Here is a 14,552-nt window from a genome sequence, read left to right as displayed (position 1 = left end):
CGGATGTTCGCCATCCCTAGACTCCCTGACGTCATGGGGGATTCTCGGGGGACTTAAGTGGGGCTGGAGTGCCGGAACTCGTACTGGAATTGAATGGAAGGACCTGGACGCTCGATCCGTCCAGGTCGTACTCGCTGGGGCGTGATCCCCAGGGAGACGTGGTGATCGACGACGCGCGGGTGTCGTGGCGGCATGCCACGATCGCCTGGAACGGCCAGAGTTGGGGCATCGAGGACCACGGCAGCACCAACGGCACCTACGTGCACGGGGCGCGGGTCCAGCAGACCCAGCTCGTGCCCGGCACGCCGGTCCACCTGGGCAACGCGACCGACGGCCCGCGGCTGAATCTGAGCGCCGCCGCCGCGCCGCAGCCGGCCGTGGCCCAGCAGGCCCCGGCCCAGCAGGCGCAGGCGTACGCCCAGCCGCAGGCCCCGGCCTACCAAGCCCCGCAGCAGCAGCCCCAGCAGCAGGCCTGGGAACAGCAGCAGCAGGCTCCGTACCAACAGCAGCCGCAGGCGCACCTCCCGCACCAGCAGGGCGGCGGCGCGCCCCGCCCGGCACAGGGCGGAGCCCCGGCCTACGGGGACCGCAGCCCGACGACGTTCCACCAGCTCTCGCTGGGCCACGTCATGCGGATCGGCCGTGCGCTGGAGAACGAGCTGGTGGTCTCCGACCTCCAGGTCTCCCGCCACCACGCCGAGTTCCGCTCGATGCCGGGAGGCCGCTTCGAGATCCACGACCTCGGCAGCCACAACGGCACCTACGTCAACGGTCAGCCGCTGGCCAAGTCCGGCACCGCGCTGCTCGGTCCGAACGACATCGTCGGCGTCGGCCACTCGACGTTCCGGATCGTCGGCGACCGCCTCGAGGAGTTCGTCGACACCGGCGAGGTCTCCTTCTCGGCCCGCCACCTCACGGTCACCGTCGACGGCGGCAAGCAGATCCTCAAGGACGTCACCTTCGGCGTCCCGGAGAAGTCGCTGATCGGCGTCATCGGGCCCTCCGGCTCCGGCAAGTCCACCCTGCTCAAGGCGCTGACCGGTTACCGGCCCGCCGACCAGGGCGACGTCCTCTACGACAACCGCAACCTGTACAAGCAGTTCGCGGAGCTCCGCCAGCGCATCGGCCTGGTCCCGCAGGACGACATCCTGCACAAGGAGCTGAAGGTCAGCACCGCGCTCAAGTACGCGGCCAAGCTCCGCTTCCCCGGAGACACCGCCGAGTCCGAGCGCGCCGCCCGCATCGACGAGGTGCTGCGCGAGCTCAAGCTCGACATCCACAAGGACAAGAAGATCACCGCGCTCTCCGGTGGTCAGCGCAAGCGCGTGTCCGTGGCCCTGGAGCTGCTCACCAAGCCCTCGCTGATCTTCCTGGACGAGCCGACCTCCGGTCTCGACCCGGGCATGGACCGCGACGTCATGCAGCTGCTGCGCGGCCTCGCCGACGACGGCCGCACGGTCCTCGTCGTCACCCACTCGGTCGCCGAGCTGGCCATCTGCGACAAGCTGCTGGTCATGGCCCCGGGCGGTTCGGTCGCGTACTTCGGCCCGCCGGACGAGGCGCTGAACTTCTTCGGCTACACCACGTGGGCCGACGTCTTCTCGGCCTTCGAGAACTACCGCGACTACGACTGGGCCGGCCGCTGGAAGGGCTCGCAGCACTACCAGCTGTACGCCGCCGACATCGACGCGGTCGCCCCGCAGTCCGTCGCGATGCCGTCGCCGCAGCAGATGATGCCGCCCAAGCCGCAGGGCTGGGGCTCGCAGCTGTGGACGCTGATCCGCCGCTACGTCTCGGTGATCGCCTCCGACAAGGGCTTCATCGGCCTGATGCTGATCCTGCCCGCGGTCCTCGGCGTGGTCTCCACGGTCATCCCCGCGACCTTCGGCCTCGCCCCGCCGAAGCCGCCGTCCCAGTTCAACGGCGACGCCGGCACGATCATGCTGATCCTCGCGGTCGGCATGTGCTTCTCGGGCGCCGCCAACTCGGTCCGTGAGCTGATCAAGGAACGCGTCATCTACGAGCGTGAGCGCGCGACCGGCCTGTCCCGGTCGGCGTACCTCATGTCGAAGGTGATCGTCCTCGGCGTCATCACCGCCATCCAGGGCGTGATCATCTGCGGGATCGGCTTCTTCCCGCGCGACCTGCCCACCGAGGGCCTGCTGATGCCGCCGGCCGTCGAGCTCTGCCTGTCGGTCATCGCGCTCGGCTTCACCTCGATGATGTTCGGCCTGGTGATCTCCTCGCTGGTGAAGACCGCCGAGAAGACCATGCCGCTGCTGGTCATGTTCGCGATCGTCCAGGTCGTCTTCACCGGCATCCTCTTCCAGGTCTACGACTCTCCGGGCCTGGAGCAGTTCGCCTGGCTGATGCCGTCCCGCTGGGCCGTCGCCGCCGCAGGCACCACGCTGAACCTCGGCAAGCTCATGCCGCCGTGGGACCGCGACAACCCGACCAACACCGACCCGCTCTGGGACGCCACGGTCGGCCAGTGGAGCCTGAACATCACCGTTCTGCTGCTCCTCGGCATCGCCTGCGGCTTCCTGGTGCAGCGCCTGCTGCGCCGCCACGAGCCCGAGGTCATGCGCGCGGGCAAGTAGTCCGCGGAAGGCCCCGCAGTCAGGGCCGGCAGACGGGGTCCGCAGGCAGGACCTCACGCACGAAACGCCTCAGGGCGGCACCCGGAAGTCCGGGTGCCGCCCTGAGGCGCGTGGGGGGCTGGGGGAACGCCAGTGGCCTAGTAGGCGCTGTTGACGTTGTCCATCGAGCCGTAGCGGTCGGCCGCGTAGTTGCAGGCGGCGACGATGTTGGCGACCGGGTCGTACTGGTCGAACTTGGTGCCCTTGACGTGGTAGGCCTTGAAGGTCGGGTAGATGACCTGGAGCAGACCCTTGCTGGGGATACCGTTCTGGGCGTTGATGTCCCAGTTGTTGATCGCCATCGGGTTACCGCTGGACTCGCGCATGATGTTCTTGTGGATCCCGGCGTAGGTGCCCGGAATGCCCTCCTTCTTCATGATGAAGAGGGCTTCCTTGATCCAGCCGTCCAGGTTGTTCGCGAAGACGGGGGTGCGGGCGGCGGAGCGGCTCGCGGCCTCCTTCTGCGCGCGGGCCTTCTTCGCGGCGGCCTCGGCCTTGGCCTTCTCCGCGTCCTTGGCCTTCTTGTCGGCGACGACCTGCTGTGCGGAGAGGTGCTGCTGCACGGCCTGGGTCTGCGCGGCGTCGACGACCTTGGTCCAGGCGACGGGAGCGGCGTTGACCGTTCCGGCCTCGGCGGTGTCGGCCGGGACGAGGGAGAAGGCGAGCGCGGCGGCGCTGAACGTGGCGACGCCGGCAATGGACAGCTTGTGTGCCTTCGTCAGACGACTGTGACCGGGAGTGCGGGAAGCAGACATGGCGGGGCAACCTCTTCGAATCGCGGGAGCCGCAGGAAAGCGCCTCGAGGATCCGGGATCCGCCGCGGCGCTGTGCGACGAGGGCAATTCTTAGCGGTGGCAAAAAGCTGTGGCAAAGGTGTGACGTACGATCCCGCTTAGTGGATCAGGGCCGGGCGCCGAGGCCGCAATTCCGGCCTCGGCGCTAGGTGCGCCCGTGCTGACAGGACCTTTACCTGTCCACTAGGGAGCTTCGTAAGTGATGTGCGTCCTATGCCCGGGCTCACATCGGGCACGTTGTGGTCTCACCGTGCGTTGCCCGTGCAATTCAATCCGTCACGGTTCTCATCCTTGAGTAGCAGATGGACGTCCCCGAACTCGTGCCAAAGGCAGAGACGGGCCAGCGCCTCGGCATACCCGAGCCGTACGGCGGTCCGCCCCGCGACCGCCTCCAGCATCAGCAGGTGGGACGCCTCCGGCTCGTGCAGCCCGGTCAGCAGCCCGTCCACCACCCGCACCCCGCGCTCCGGCGTCACCACCAGGTCGGTCCACCCGCCGGCCGGGCGCACCACCCCGCGCGCGTCGGCGGCCGACTCCAGGGCCCGCACCGCCGTGGTCCCCACCGCGATCACCCGCCCCCCGCTGGCCCTGGCGGCGTTCACCAGCCACGCCGTGGTCGCCGGCACCTCGTACCGCTCCGGGTACGGCGGCTCGTGCGCCTCCTGCGAGGCCACCCCCGTGTGCAGGGTCAGCGGCGCGAACTGCACCCCCCGGCTCACCAGCCGCGCCACCAGCTCCGCCGTGAAGGGCCGCCCCGCACTCGGCATCTCCGCCGAGCCCGACCCGTCGGCGGCCGGCACCGCGAACACCGTCTGGTAGGCCGACAGCGGCTGGTCCCGCTCCGTGTACCCGTACCGGATCGGCCGCCCGTACGCCCGCAGCAGCGCCGGCACGCCGTCCCGCGGCCCGGCGGCGACCCCCGGCGGCCCCTCCAGTACCGGCCGCGCCCACCACAGCCGGTCCGCCCCCGCCGCCAGCGGCTCCTCCAGTACGAGGGCACGCCTGCCCGGCAGCTCCACCACCGCCCCCGCGGGACCCCCGGCGCGGGGCCGCGTGGTTCCCCCGCCCGCGGGGGCGCGCAGCTCCACCGCCCAGCGGCCGTCGTCGCCCCGGGTCGAGAAGTGCACCACCAGCTCCTCGCCGCCGAGCCGGGCGTCCACGGCGGCCGCCAGCGTCGTCGACGTGTTCACCACCAGTACGTCCCCGGCCCGCAGCAGCTCCGGCAGCTCCGGGAAGGCGTGCAGCGACACGTCCCCACCGCCCCCGGACACCAGCAGCCGCACCGCGTCCCGCCCGAGCCCCGGCCCCCGCTGCTCGGCCGGAACCCGGGCCAGCAGCTCCGGCGGAATGTCCGGTATCTGTATATACAGTCCCCCCTCCCGAAGCCGCCCCGCCCTCACAGCCCACCACCCGCTGCTTCCGGGGCCGTCCCCGCCGCCGGTCCCGCCGACAGGCCCTCCGCCGTGTAGCGACCGCTCGGCAGGCCCTCCGCCACCAGCCGCAGCAGTGCCGGAGCCACCTCCTCCGGCGTCGGCAGCCCCGCCAGGTCCTCCCCGGGCTCGGCCGCCGCCATCATCCGCGTCCGCATCGAGCCCGGATCCGCCCACCACACCCGCAGCCCCGGCTCCTCCACCGCCAGCACGCCCGACAGCAGATCCCCCGCCGCCTTGGTCGCCCCGTACGCACCCCACGTCGCGTACGCCACCACCGCCGCGTCCGAGCTGATGTTGAGCACCGCCCCGGCCTCCGCGGCCCGCAGCAGCGGCAGCCCCTCCTGGACCAGCCCCAGCGCCCCCACCACATTGACCTCGAACGCCTCGCGCAGCCCGTCCAGCGAATGCACCGCCAGCGGAACCAGTGGCTCCGCCCCCAGCACCCCCGCGTTGTTCACCAGCAGGTCCAGCCCGCCCAGCCCCCGCGCCGCAGCCACCAGAGCCGCCCGGTGCGCCCCCGAGGACACGTCCCCGGCCACCGGGACCACCCGCCCACCCGTCGCCCGGCCGCCACCCCTCACCGAGGCGCTGCGCGCCGCCCCTCCCCCTTGCTCCAGCGCGGCCGCCGCCTCCTCCAGCGCCGCCGCCCCGCGCGCGCTCAGCACCAGGTCCCAGCCCCGCGCCGCCAGCTCCCCGGCCAGTGCCCGGCCGAGCCCCCTGGACGCCCCCGTCACGATCGCCACCGACATGACAGCTCCCTCGCCCTCTTCCATCCGGATCAGCAGATGCCCCCAACGTAGGAAGGCCCGCCCGGCGCCGCGTCGGCCGCGGGCCCCACCCGTACAGGTCCCTTGGACCTACGTCCATCGGGGGATGCCCCGGCCCGATCCCGCAGGTCACGGCCGCGGGTACGGTGAGGCCATGACCGCAAGCCCCCTACCGGGCGGACCCCGCAGCGGCCTGGCCGCGGTGAGCACCGCGCTGCTCGCCATGAGCCGCCGCCTGGAGGTCCGTGACGTCCTGCGCACGATCGTCGCGTCGGCCCGCGAGCTCCTGGGCGCCGAGTACGCGGCCCTGGGCGTTCCGGACGACCACGGCGGCTTCGCCCAGTTCGTCGTGGACGGCATCAGCGCGGAGCAGTGGCGCCGCATCGGCCCGCTGCCCCGCCAGCACGGCATCCTCGCCGCGATGCTCCACGAGGACGGCCCCCAGCGACTGGCCGACGTACGCAAGGACCCGCGCTTCGAGGGCTGGCCCGCCGCCCACCCCGACATGTCCGACTTCCTCGGCATGCCCGTCCGGGACGGCGAGGAGACCCTCGCCGCGATCTTCCTCGCGAACAAGCAGAGCGCCCCGGGCGGCCCGCGCGGCTTCACCGACGAGGACCAGGACCTCCTCTCCCTCCTCGCCCAGCACGCGGCCATCGCCCTCACCAACGCCCGCCTCTACGAGCGCAGCCGCGAGCTCACCATCGCCGAGGAGCGCTCCCGGCTCGCCCACGAGCTGCACGACGCCGTCAGCCAGAAGCTCTTCTCGCTCCGCCTCACCGCCCAGGCCGCCGCCGCCCTCGTCGACCGCGACCCGGCCCGCGCCAAGGACGAGCTCCAGCAGGTGGCCGCCCTGGCGGCGGAGGCAGCCGACGAACTGCGCGCCGCCGTGACCGAGCTCCGCCCCGCCGCACTGGACGAGGACGGACTGGTCGCCACCCTGCGCACGCACGTCCACGTACTCGACCGCGCCCACACCGCGCACGTCACCTTCACGTGTGACGGCGTACGGGCCCTCCCCGCGACCCAGGAGGAAGCAGTCCTCCGCGTCGCCCAGGAGGCCCTCCACAACGCCCTGCGCCACTCGGGCGGCGACCGCGTCGAGGTCGCCCTCACCAGGACGCCCGCCGGCGGCGCGGTCCTCAAGGTCGTCGACTCCGGAAAGGGCTTCGACCCCCGGTTCGTCCGCCGGGCGGGCCGCCACCTGGGGCTGGTCTCCATGCGGGACCGCGCGGACGGCGTCGGCGGCCGGCTCACCGTGCACTCGGAGCCCGGTCAGGGCACGACGATCGAGATGGAGGTACCCGGTGGCTGAGAGTCCCGGCGGCAGCGGCAGCCGCGTTCGCGTACTGCTGGTCGACGACCACCAGGTGGTCCGGCGCGGTCTGCGCACCTTCCTGGAGGTCCAGGAGGACATCGAGGTCGTCGGCGAGGCCTCCGACGGAGAGGAGGGCATCGCCCGCGCCGAGGAACTGCGGCCCGACGTGATCCTCATGGACATCAAGATGCCGGGCACCGACGGGATCGAGGCGCTGCGCAGGCTGCGCGAGCTGGCGAACCCGGCGCGCGTGCTGATCGTCACCAGCTTCACGGAGCAGCGGACGGTGGTCCCCGCCCTGCGGGCCGGCGCCGCGGGATACGTCTACAAGGACATCGACCCCGACGCCCTGGCCGGAGCCATCCGCTCCGTCCACGCGGGCCACGTGCTGCTCCAGCCGGAGGTCGCGGTGGCCCTGCTCTCCCAGGACGACCAGAGTCCCCCGGCGGGCCGGCCCGGCTCGCTGACCGACCGCGAGCGCGAGGTGCTCGGCCTGATCGCGGACGGCCGCTCCAACCGCGAGATCGCCCGCGCGCTGGTGCTGTCCGAGAAGACGGTCAAGACCCACGTCTCGAACATCCTGATGAAGTTGGACCTTTCCGATCGGACTCAGGCCGCATTGTGGGCGGTCAGGCACGGACTCGCCGAATAAGCGACGTAAATCGGACCGTCTCCTTCCGGACTGAGATTCATACGGTCGGGTGTATGTCGCCCACATGGCGTATCCCCGCGGAGGGGGCCGGCGTTCTCCATGGCGTGCCGCGACGGCTGGTCGCGGCAGACGTACTGGAGGACGAGAACGTGAAGAACTTCAAGAAGGCCGCAGCCGTCACCATGATCGCGGGCGGCCTCCTGGCCGCCGGCGCCGGTGTCTCCTCGGCGCACGGCGGTGCGTCGGCGGAGGGCGAGGCCCTGAACTCGCCCGGCGTGGCCTCCGGGAACCTGCTCCAGGTCCCGGTCCACGTCCCTGTGAACGTGGTCGGCAACACGGTCAACGTGATCGGCCTGCTCAACCCCGCCTTCGGCAACACCGGCGTCAACGCCTGACGCGCCCCTCGCGCACCACGGCCCCGCTTCCCCCCTCTCCCCGGGAAGCGGGGCCGCGGCACGCTGCTCCCGATGCGTTCCTCGCAATGTCAGCCCCTCCGGCGTTTGAGGCGCGGGTCCGGGCGGAGCCCGGGGAGCCCCGGCGCAGCCGGCCCGGCCTAGCTCTCCTCGACGGCCGAGTTGTACGCCGCGACGAGCGCCCGCCGGGCCACCCGCTCCACCGGCCGCAAGGCCTCCGCCCGCGCCGCCATCTCCGAGGCGGCCACCGCACCCCCGTGCCCGTTCTCGTACGCCAGCGACACCATCAGGTCCACCCGCTGCGCCAGCGCCAGCACCCGCACCGCCCGCGCCGGATAGCCCGGCGCCAGCGCGTCCCGCCCCGCCTCCGCCCGCGCGCGGTACGCCGACAGCGCCGCCTCCGCCACCGGCCCGGACCCGGCCACGTCCAGCCGGGTCAGCGTCACGGTGGCCTCGCGCAGGGCCTCCGCCAGCTCCCGCTCCGCCTCGCCCAGCGACGGCACGTCGGCCGGCGGAGCCTCCCGTACCGGCAGGCAGTGCCAGGTCACCGACACGTGCACATCACCCTCGGGCCCCACCTCGGCGACCTCGGGTACGAGCCCCAGCGCGGCCCCCGCGCACACCACGGCCTCCTCGGCCTCCAGCGCCCGCGCATTGAACTCCGGCGGCCCGCTCAGCCCCAGCGGATGCCCCGGCGCCGGCAGCGCCACCCGCAGCCCCGTCACCCCCAGCGCCCGCATCCGGCCGAGCGCAAGGGTGAGCCCCACCGGACCCGACTCGCCCGGCAGCCCCTCCACCCGGTGCACGGCGTCCTCGCCCACGATCGACAACACGGCCTCGTCGGGCGAGACCAGACCGGCCAGCAGCGCGTTCCCCCAGGCGGCCAGCCGCCCTGAACGTGGTTCGAAAAGCATCCCCCCACTTTACGGATCGGACCCGGCACCGGGCCCCGGCCCCGGACCCCTCGCCGAGTGGCGTAGGTTTTCCCCTGGGGCTGCGTCTACCGGCGCACAGAGAACCGTGACTGCAAGGGGTGACAACACGCTCATGAGCGATGTTCTGGAGCTGGTGGACGTATCCGTGGTCCGCGAGGGCCGGGCTCTGGTGGACCAGGTCTCCTGGTCGGTGAAGGAGGGCGAGCGCTGGGTGATCCTCGGCCCCAACGGCGCCGGCAAGACCACACTGCTGAACCTCGCCTCCAGCTACCTCTTCCCCACCAAGGGCACCGCCACCATCCTCGGCGGCACCCTCGGCAAGCCCGGCACCGACGTGTTCGAGCTGCGCCCCCGCATCGGCGTCGCCGGCATCGCGATGGCCGACAAGCTGCCCAAGCGGCAGACCGTCCTGCAGACCGTCCTCACCGCCGCCTACGGCATGACGGCGACCTGGCAGGAGGAGTACGAGGAGATCGACGAGCTGCGCGCCCGCGCCTTCCTCGACCGCCTCGGCATGACCGAGTACCTCGACCGCAAGTTCGGCACCCTCTCCGAGGGCGAGCGCAAGCGCACGCTGATCGCCCGCGCCCTGATGACCGACCCCGAGCTGCTGCTCCTCGACGAGCCCGCCGCCGGCCTGGACCTCGGCGGGCGCGAGGACCTCGTACGCCGCCTCGGCCGGCTCGCCCGCGACCCGCTCGCCCCCTCCATGGTCATGGTCACGCACCACGTCGAGGAGATCGCCCCCGGCTTCACCCACGTCCTGATGATCCGTCAGGGCAAGGTCGTCACCGCGGGCCCGATCGACCTCGAACTGACCTCCCGCAACCTCTCGCTCTGCTTCGGCCTCCCCCTGGTCGTCGAGCGCAACGGGAGTGACCGCTGGACCGCCCAGGGCCTTCCCCTGGGGCAGTAACGGGCCCCCGCACCCTGTCCGGACCGCGCCCGCCGGACCTACCATGACCATGTGGACATCGACGCATGGGTGTGGTGGCTCATCGGCGCGGTCGGACTGGGCATCCCCCTCGTCCTGACGGCGATGCCGGAGTTCGGCATGTTCGCCGTCGGCGCCGTGGCGGCCTCCGTCACCGCGGCCCTCGGCGGGGGAGTGGTGGCACAGGTCCTGGTCTTCGTCATCGTGTCGGTCGCGCTCATCGCCGTCGTCCGGCCCATCGCCAACCGGCACCGTGACCAGCGCCCCCAACACCGCAGCGGCATCGACGCGTTGAGGGGCAGAACGGCCGTCGTCCTCGAACGGGTCGACGGCAGCGGCGGACGCATCAAGCTCGCCGGCGAGATCTGGTCGGCGCGCACCCTCGACACGGACACCAGTTTCGAACCGGGCCAGTCCGTCGACGTCGTGGAGATCGACGGGGCGACCGCCGTCGTGATGTGACAAGCAGCCTGCTCGCAGCCCGCTGGTCTGCGAGACTCCGCACAACGGGGCAGCACAGACAGCCGGAAGGGCACGGGGAACCGCATGCAACCGATCATCATCGTCCTGATCATTCTGGTGGTTCTGGTCTTCATCGCACTGGTCAAGACGATCCAGGTGATCCCGCAGGCCAGCGCCGCCATCGTCGAGCGGTTCGGCCGCTACACCCGCACGCTCAACGCGGGCCTCAACATCGTCGTCCCGTTCATCGACTCGATCCGCAACCGCATCGACCTCCGCGAACAGGTCGTCCCCTTCCCGCCGCAGCCGGTCATCACCCAGGACAACCTGGTCGTCAACATCGACACGGTCATCTACTACCAGGTGACCGACGCCCGGGCTGCGACGTACGAGGTGGCCAGCTACATCCAGGCCATCGAGCAGCTCACCGTCACCACGCTGCGCAACATCATCGGCGGCATGGACCTGGAGCGGACCCTCACCTCCCGCGAGGAGATCAACGCCGCCCTGCGCGGGGTCCTCGACGAGGCCACCGGCAAGTGGGGCATCCGCGTCAACCGCGTCGAGCTCAAGGCCATCGAGCCGCCGACCTCCATCCAGGACTCGATGGAGAAGCAGATGCGCGCCGACCGCGACAAGCGCGCCGCGATCCTCCAGGCCGAGGGTGTCCGGCAGTCCGAGATCCTGCGCGCCGAAGGTGAGAAGCAGTCCTCCATCCTCCGCGCCGAGGGTGACGCCAAGGCCGCCGCGCTGCGCGCCGAGGGCGAGGCCCAGGCCATCCGCACGGTGTTCGAGTCCATCCACGCCGGCGACGCCGACCAGAAGCTCCTCGCCTACCAGTACCTCCAGATGCTCCCGAAGATCGCCGAGGGCGATGCCAACAAGCTCTGGATCGTGCCGAGCGAGATCGGCGACGCCCTCAAGGGCCTCTCCGGTGCCATGGGCAACTTCGGCCCCATGGGCGGCGGTTCCGGCTTCAACCCGCAGGGCACGGGCAAGGACGGCGGCGGTATCCCCTCCGCACGGGACAAGGACGCCGCGGAGCGCCGCGAACAGCCCCCGATCGACTGAACGGCCATCCCCTCCTGCATGATCGGTGAGGCCCCTCGACCTTCATGGCGGGGAGGCGACTCACTCATGCAAAGGGGATGGCACCGTCCATGTCCATCTGGGAATCACTCGCGGTCCTCGCCGCCGGCATCGGCGCGGGCACGATCAACACCATCGTCGGCTCCGGCACCCTGATCACCTTCCCGGTGCTGCTGGCCACCGGCCTCCCGCCGGTGACCGCCAACGTGTCCAACACCCTGGGCCTGGTGCCCGGTTCGATCAGCGGAGCCATCGGCTACCGCAAGGAACTCCAGGGCCAGCGGGCCCGCATCCTGCGGCTCGGTTCCGTATCCGTCGTCGGCGGCCTCGCGGGCGCGGTCCTGCTCCTCACCCTGCCGTCGGACTCCTTCGACACGATCGTGCCCGTCCTCATCGGACTCGCGCTCGTACTCGTCGTCCTCCAGCCCAGGCTCGCCGCGGCCCTGCGCCGTCGGCAGGAAGCCGCCGGAGGCGACACGACCCACCCCGACGGCGGCCCGGCCCTGCTCGGCGGCATGCTGGTCTCCAGCGCGTACGGAGGCTACTTCGGAGCCGCCCAGGGCGTGCTCTACCTCGGCCTGATGGGCCTGCTGCTCCGCGAGGACCTGCAACGGATCAACGCCGTCAAGAACGTCATCGCCGCCCTGGTGAACGGCGTCGCGGCCGTCGTCTTCCTCTTCGTCGCCGAGTTCGACTGGACGGCCGTCCTCCTCATCGCCGTCGGCTCCACCATCGGCGGTCAGATCGGCGCCAAGGTCGGCCGCAGGCTCTCGCCGACCGTCCTGCGCGCGGTCATCGTGACGGTCGGCATCATCGCCATCGTCCAGCTACTGGTCCGCTGAGCGACGTAGGAAAGCTACGCCGCTCAGCGCGCGCGACTACCCGGCGAGCGGGTATCCGACTAGGCGGAGCGCTCCAGCCACTCCGGCAGGGCCTCCCGCGCGCCCACCCCCAGGGCCAGCAGCATCGCGTCCGCCGGAGACGGCACGAAGGGCTTCCGGAGGAGCGGCATCCCCGCCTCCTCCGGAGTCCGGGCCGCCTTGCGGTGGTTGTCCTCGGCGCAGGACGCCACCGTGTTCAGCCACGTGTCCCCGCCCCCCTGGGCCCGGGGCAGCACGTGGTCCACGGTCGTCGCGCGTTTCCCGCAGTACGCGCAACGATGCTGGTCCCGGACCAGCACCCCCCTCCGCGACCAGGGAGCATGTCTTCGGAAGGGCACCCGTACGTACCTGCAGAGCCTGATCACCCGGGGCATCGGAAGATCCATGGTGGCCGCGCGCACGCGCAGTTCGGGATGCGACTGTTCGACGACGGCCTTGTCCTGCAGTACCAGGACGACAGCCCGGTTCAGGGTCACCGTCGACAGCGGCTCGAAGCTCGCATTCAGCACCAGCGTGTCCCGCATCTCGCCCACCTCCCGTGTGCAGGCCCGCGACCACACCGGCGGCTGGGCCCGCAACCACTCTGGCCGCGCGCGCCACGCGGGACAACGCAATAAAAATGCCCGGTCCTGGCCTTCTTTAGACCAGGACCGGGCAAACGCTCGGAGAACGATCAGCGGGCGGGCGACTCGTACTCGGCGATCAGCTGAGCCCGCCCGAGGGCGTGGAACCGCAGATGGAAACCGACCGACGCCGGGGACGAGTCCTCGTCCGGGCCGAGCTGCTCCCGGTCCACCGCGTACACGGTGAACACGTAGCGGTGCCGCTCCCCGCGCGGCGGAGCCGCCCCGCCGAAGTCCCTCGTGCCGTAGTCGTTCCGCGCGTGCACGGCCCCCTCGGGCAGCCCGGGGAAGGACCCGGTGCCCGCCCCGGCCGGCAGCTCCGTCACCGACACCGGCAGGTCGAAGAGCACCCAGTGCCAGAACCCGCTGCCCGTGGGCGCGTCCGGGTCGAAGCAGGTCACGGCGAAGCTCTTGGTCCCCTCGGGGAAGCCCTCCCACCGCAGATGCGGCGAGACGTTCTTCCCCGTCAGGACCTGCGCCGCGTGCAGATCGGCTCCGTGGGAGACGTCCTCGCTGGTCACCGTGAAGGACGGCACCTCGGGGTGGAAGTCGTGCGGAAGGGGCGCCCTGCTCTGCTCTGACACTGCTGAACCTCCGGGAGGGGGAGACATCGGATCCGCGTCCGCGTACGAACGCGGTCCCGAGCCTAGAACCAGTTGCGCTGCGAACCGACGCTGGCGATCCACTGGTTCAGATACGCCGCCCAGTCGGTGCCCTGGTACGACTGCAGACCCACCTGGAAGCAGCGGTAGGTGTCGCTGCCCTCGCTGAACAGACCCGGCTTCTTGTCCATCTCCAGGACGACGTCCATCTCCCGGCCGTCCGAGACGAAGGTCAGCTCGACCTGGTTCAGCCCCCGGTACTGCGACGGCGGCAGGAACTCGATCTCCTGGTAGAAGGGCAGCGACTGCCGCGTCCCGCGGATGTGCCCGCGCTCCATGTCCGCGCTGCGGAAGGAGAAGCCGAGCTGACGGAAGGCGTCGAGGATCGCCTGCTGCGCCGGCACCGGGTGCACGTTGATCGGGTCGAGGTCACCCGCGTCCACCGCCCGCGCGATCTCCAGCTCGGTGCTCACCCCGATGTTCATCCCGTGCAGGTGCTGACCCCCGAAGTGGGTGATCGGCGTCTCCCAGGGGATCTCCAGCCCGAACGGCACCACGTGCAGCGCGCCGGCCTCCACCTTGAAGGCACCGCCGAGACGCTGCTTCGTGAAGACCACGTCCTGCTTGTACTCCTGGTCGCCACCCTCGACCTCGACCCGCGCCTGCAGCCCGACGGACAGCCCCTCGATCTGCTGCTCCACGGATCCGCCCTGGATCCGGACCTCGCCCTGGACGATTCCGCCCGGCACGACGTTCGGCTCGGTGATGATCGTGTCCACCGAGGCACCACCGGCACCCAGGCTCGCGAACAGCTTCCTGAACCCCATGCTCAAACTCCCTGATACAGATCTAAGGACTGGCACTACGCCGCGCCTACCCCTTACCAACGCGGAACCTTAGGCCCCGGTTGCAGGTGTGCGCGTTCCACTACGCTCGACCGGATGAGCGCGCGCCCCGACCGTACGCCCCTGCCCCGGTCCTTCTTCGACCGGCCGGTCCTCACCGTGGCC

At 71.3% G+C, this 14,552-nt stretch carries 16 protein-coding genes (1 of these 16 running past the window's edge); 9 read left to right on the top strand and 7 right to left on the bottom strand.

Annotated elements, in window-relative coordinates; translation table 11 throughout:
- Positions 1–89 precede the first annotated feature (89 nt).
- A complete protein-coding gene (locus tag OG472_RS13045; RefSeq protein ID WP_405943170.1) occupies positions 90–2,600 on the top strand; it encodes an FHA domain-containing protein in 2,511 nt (836 codons plus the stop codon).
- 137 nt (positions 2,601–2,737) lie between these two features.
- On the opposite strand, the gene OG472_RS13040 is transcribed toward OG472_RS13045, so the two are convergent.
- The 3 genes from OG472_RS13040 to OG472_RS13030 all read right to left on the bottom strand — a co-directional run bounded on the left by OG472_RS13040 (position 2,738) and on the right by OG472_RS13030 (position 5,615).
- Positions 2,738–3,394: a transglycosylase SLT domain-containing protein gene (locus OG472_RS13040; protein ID WP_401257899.1), complete on the bottom strand. Its 657-nt coding sequence runs from the start codon at positions 3,392–3,394 to the stop codon at positions 2,738–2,740.
- A 284-nt stretch (positions 3,395–3,678) separates the two neighbouring features.
- On the bottom strand, positions 3,679–4,833 hold the full coding sequence (locus tag OG472_RS13035) for an S-adenosylmethionine:tRNA ribosyltransferase-isomerase (protein WP_405941446.1): 1,155 nt from the start codon (positions 4,831–4,833) through the stop codon (positions 3,679–3,681).
- Positions 4,830–5,615, bottom strand: a complete 786-nt coding sequence (locus OG472_RS13030) for an SDR family NAD(P)-dependent oxidoreductase (RefSeq protein ID WP_405941445.1) — start codon at positions 5,613–5,615, stop codon at positions 4,830–4,832. Before OG472_RS13030 ends, OG472_RS13035 begins: the two co-directional genes overlap by 4 nt.
- A 172-nt stretch (positions 5,616–5,787) precedes the next feature.
- Here OG472_RS13030 and OG472_RS13025 point away from each other — a divergent pair, with 172 nt between their 5' ends.
- From OG472_RS13025 to OG472_RS13015, 3 genes are all read left to right on the top strand, one after another.
- Complete coding sequence (locus OG472_RS13025; protein WP_405941444.1) at positions 5,788–6,948, top strand: GAF domain-containing sensor histidine kinase; 1,161 nt, start codon at positions 5,788–5,790, stop codon at positions 6,946–6,948.
- Positions 6,941–7,603: a response regulator gene (locus tag OG472_RS13020; RefSeq protein WP_401600712.1), complete on the top strand. Its 663-nt coding sequence runs from the start codon at positions 6,941–6,943 to the stop codon at positions 7,601–7,603. Before OG472_RS13025 ends, OG472_RS13020 begins: the two co-directional genes overlap by 8 nt.
- A 149-nt stretch (positions 7,604–7,752) precedes the next feature.
- A complete protein-coding gene (locus OG472_RS13015; protein ID WP_383569457.1) occupies positions 7,753–7,998 on the top strand; it encodes a chaplin in 246 nt (81 codons plus the stop codon).
- A gap of 158 nt (positions 7,999–8,156) precedes the next feature.
- Here OG472_RS13015 and OG472_RS13010 read toward each other — a convergent pair whose 3' ends face one another.
- The gene (locus tag OG472_RS13010; protein WP_401600710.1) at positions 8,157–8,930 is read right to left on the bottom strand and encodes a hypothetical protein; all 774 of its coding nucleotides are present in this window, start codon (positions 8,928–8,930) and stop codon (positions 8,157–8,159) included.
- Between the two features lie 133 nt (positions 8,931–9,063).
- Here OG472_RS13010 and OG472_RS13005 point away from each other — a divergent pair, with 133 nt between their 5' ends.
- The 4 genes from OG472_RS13005 to OG472_RS12990 all read left to right on the top strand — a co-directional run bounded on the left by OG472_RS13005 (position 9,064) and on the right by OG472_RS12990 (position 12,278).
- The gene (locus OG472_RS13005; protein WP_401600708.1) at positions 9,064–9,867 is read left to right on the top strand and encodes an ABC transporter ATP-binding protein; all 804 of its coding nucleotides are present in this window, start codon (positions 9,064–9,066) and stop codon (positions 9,865–9,867) included.
- A gap of 51 nt (positions 9,868–9,918) precedes the next feature.
- On the top strand, positions 9,919–10,347 hold the full coding sequence (locus OG472_RS13000) for an NfeD family protein (RefSeq protein WP_327413158.1): 429 nt from the start codon (positions 9,919–9,921) through the stop codon (positions 10,345–10,347).
- An 84-nt stretch (positions 10,348–10,431) separates the two neighbouring features.
- Positions 10,432–11,418: an SPFH domain-containing protein gene (locus OG472_RS12995; protein ID WP_401600705.1), complete on the top strand. Its 987-nt coding sequence runs from the start codon at positions 10,432–10,434 to the stop codon at positions 11,416–11,418.
- 89 nt (positions 11,419–11,507) lie between these two features.
- Positions 11,508–12,278 carry a sulfite exporter TauE/SafE family protein gene (locus tag OG472_RS12990; protein WP_405941443.1) on the top strand — a complete coding sequence of 257 codons (771 nt, stop codon included), beginning with the start codon at positions 11,508–11,510 and terminating at the stop codon, positions 12,276–12,278.
- Between the two features lie 59 nt (positions 12,279–12,337).
- On the opposite strand, the gene OG472_RS12985 is transcribed toward OG472_RS12990, so the two are convergent.
- From OG472_RS12985 to OG472_RS12975, 3 genes are all read right to left on the bottom strand, one after another.
- Complete coding sequence (locus OG472_RS12985) at positions 12,338–12,841, bottom strand: HNH endonuclease (RefSeq protein WP_030717062.1); 504 nt, start codon at positions 12,839–12,841, stop codon at positions 12,338–12,340.
- 149 nt (positions 12,842–12,990) lie between these two features.
- Positions 12,991–13,524 (bottom strand): YbhB/YbcL family Raf kinase inhibitor-like protein, encoded by a 534-nt coding sequence (locus tag OG472_RS12980; protein ID WP_383569469.1) that lies wholly within the window; start codon positions 13,522–13,524, stop codon positions 12,991–12,993.
- 62 nt (positions 13,525–13,586) lie between these two features.
- Complete coding sequence (locus tag OG472_RS12975; RefSeq protein ID WP_401600699.1) at positions 13,587–14,369, bottom strand: sporulation protein; 783 nt, start codon at positions 14,367–14,369, stop codon at positions 13,587–13,589.
- 114 nt (positions 14,370–14,483) lie between these two features.
- Here OG472_RS12975 and OG472_RS12970 point away from each other — a divergent pair, with 114 nt between their 5' ends.
- A protein-coding gene (locus OG472_RS12970; RefSeq protein WP_401600697.1) for a DNA-3-methyladenine glycosylase crosses the window boundary here: on the top strand, positions 14,484–14,552 show its 5' portion. Its footprint extends 573 nt past the window's final position; only the first 69 of its 642 coding nucleotides appear in the window; the start codon lies at positions 14,484–14,486; its stop codon lies beyond the right edge, outside the window.

It is taken from the genome of Streptomyces sp. NBC_00207 (assembly GCF_045160965.1).
Taxonomy (GTDB): Bacteria; Actinomycetota; Actinomycetes; order Streptomycetales; family Streptomycetaceae; genus Streptomyces.
Note: the sequence above shows the minus strand (reverse complement) of the source record. Positions and strands in the feature narration are given on the sequence as shown.

Bases quoted from the DNA above. Each gene is read 5' to 3' on its own strand.
- OG472_RS12975 (WP_401600699.1), bottom strand. From the start codon at position 14,369: ATGGGGTTCAGGAAGCTGTTCGCGAGCCTGGGTGCCGGTGGTGCCTCG.
- OG472_RS12995 (WP_401600705.1), top strand. From the start codon at position 10,432: ATGCAACCGATCATCATCGTCCTGATCATTCTGGTGGTTCTGGTCTTC.
- OG472_RS12985 (WP_030717062.1), bottom strand. From the start codon at position 12,841: ATGCGGGACACGCTGGTGCTGAATGCGAGCTTCGAGCCGCTGTCGACG.
- OG472_RS13010 (WP_401600710.1), bottom strand. From the start codon at position 8,930: ATGCTTTTCGAACCACGTTCAGGGCGGCTGGCCGCCTGGGGGAACGCG.
- OG472_RS13025 (WP_405941444.1), top strand. From the start codon at position 5,788: ATGACCGCAAGCCCCCTACCGGGCGGACCCCGCAGCGGCCTGGCCGCG.
- OG472_RS13030 (WP_405941445.1), bottom strand. From the start codon at position 5,615: ATGTCGGTGGCGATCGTGACGGGGGCGTCCAGGGGGCTCGGCCGGGCA.
- OG472_RS13040 (WP_401257899.1), bottom strand. From the start codon at position 3,394: ATGTCTGCTTCCCGCACTCCCGGTCACAGTCGTCTGACGAAGGCACAC.
- OG472_RS13005 (WP_401600708.1), top strand. From the start codon at position 9,064: ATGAGCGATGTTCTGGAGCTGGTGGACGTATCCGTGGTCCGCGAGGGC.
- OG472_RS12990 (WP_405941443.1), top strand. From the start codon at position 11,508: ATGTCCATCTGGGAATCACTCGCGGTCCTCGCCGCCGGCATCGGCGCG.